The 1,939-nt window shown below is 62.5% G+C and carries 1 protein-coding gene; it reads right to left on the bottom strand.

Features of this window, described 5'->3' with window-relative positions; genetic code table 11:
• Nucleotides 1-263: 263 nt before the first annotated feature.
• Nucleotides 264-1,385 (bottom strand): acyltransferase family protein, encoded by a 1,122-nt coding sequence (locus AC1DT2_RS22105; protein WP_477298757.1) that lies wholly within the window; start codon nucleotides 1,383-1,385, stop codon nucleotides 264-266.
• Nucleotides 1,386-1,939 lie beyond the last annotated feature (554 nt).

Genomic DNA, 1,939 nt, shown 5'->3' on the forward strand with positions numbered 1-1,939 from the left:
GGTTGGTCCTTGGGGACGCCTAAGCTGAGGGCCGCTCAGTCCACAGGGAAAGCGAAAGAGGAGCTACGGCCCGTCACGAAGTGCCGCGCCGCGGCCCCAAGGGCCAACCCGACCGCGACTCTCACGTAGCACGAGCGTGAGGCGGCGTAAGCCGCTGGGGGCATGAGCCGCGTAGCGGCTTTCCTTAGTCATCGCGCCCACATCCCGGCGAGTGAAGCGCAGTTGGCCGCAACCTGCGCCGCACCTGCGGCCACGCGATTTCGCTAATACGGGCTTCGGGTACTTGCAGCATTCGCTTCATGTCCGGACATCGACGAGGAGGCGGCGGCGCGGGTGGTCGACGTACGGGCGAACCACCGGCGCACTGCGCGGTTCAACGGCCTCTCGACGTACACATGCACCACGCATCCGGCGATCACCGTGGCCACCAGTGTACCCAGCCAGAAGATCGTCTCGGCGGTGGTACCCCATGTGCGCAGGGAAAGCATGGAGGACAGCCGTGAGGCCGCTCCCAGGACAAACACGTGGACAAGATAGAGTGCGTAGGAGGCGTTACCGATCAGCACCAGGGTTTGCGAAGGCTTGCGCTCAGCGCGCGATTCGAACGTGAGGAATCCGAGGACCACGAAGGCAGCGGGTAGGCCTGCCTGCCACCATCGCTGGGTGAGTACGAAACTCCCCGGAAGGTTCAATGCAACGAACCCGGCAAATCCCAGAAGGGCGCTGGTGACACCGGCAGCCTTGGGTATCCGACCTTCCACGGCCTTGTAGATCCGGAAAATGACGATGCCGAAGACGAATTCCAGCAGCAGCGGACTCGTCAAAAGATAGGTGGTGGCTATGCCGGTGAGTGAGCCAGCGGCGAGAAGCACCAGTAGGGCCGTGACCAGGTTGAGTCCTGTGGGCTTGCGCCCGATCAGGAAAACGCCACTAAACAGCAGATAGAAGTACAGCTCGAAACTGAGGCTCCAGCCGGGGCCGATGAGGAACTGAACCGGGCTGGCCTGCAACGTGGGGACAAGAGTGTACGAGCGCCACACGCTCGTCGGACCGCTGTTGGCATTGACCAGATGGGGATTTGCCAGGAAAAGGATCAGCGCCGCGGTGCTGACGAGCCAGTACAGCGGGAAGATCCTGCTGAAACGTGCGATCCAGAAGTCGGTCATGCCACCGGTGTCGCGCAGCGACGACCTGGTGTAGATCATCGCCATGACAAAGCCCGAAACGACGAAGAAGATGTCGACGCCACTTGCGCCGATCCGAAACCCATCGAAGACGGCATTGCCGACAACGGATGACTTGAAGGCGATGTGGGACATGACGACAAGGGCCACGGCCAACGCACGTAGATACTGAAGGGTGTAGATCACGATCCGGTCGTCCATGACACAAAGGTCGGGAGTATAAGCGTGAGGCCGCGCGCAAGTGAACGGGTAGCGTTGAGATACTTTGGTCACGGGCAGTCGTGGACCCGCGAGTCCGTTAGATTCGCGGCACGTCGCTTCGTGGGCGTGCCGCACCCGGGCAAGCGGAACTTCACCAAGGAGTACTCATGTCTGTTTCTACCGAAAACGGCACGGTTCGCCGCGCTCGCTACTACGTCGATCCCGATGCCTCAGAGCACGACCTTCTCTCAACAATGCGGCAGCGCTGCCGCACTACGCGCGTGGGCTCACGGAGCTGCTTGCGGAGTACGTGCATGACTCGGACACCGTCGATTGCCGACGCATGGCGTTGTCACTCGATGCGGTCGCCGCGCTTACGCAGATGGGCGCGCATTGTGCGGCGGAGGCGCATGCGCGGCTTACGTGGGAGAGACGTTCCGCTGCGGATGAGGTGTTGGGGCCGCATTGATGGGTCGAGCGTAGGCAGGTGCGGCCCCATTCGCACGCGCGACAGGCTGAGGGTTCGCCGCTGAAGCGGCTCCTACAGGGGCGAG

It is taken from the genome of Luteibacter sp. P4_E6 (assembly GCF_056401535.1).

Coding starts and splice junctions, on each gene's coding strand:
- AC1DT2_RS22105 (WP_477298757.1), bottom strand. CDS start 1,385: ATGGACGACCGGATCGTGATCTACACCCTTCAGTATCTACGTGCGTTG.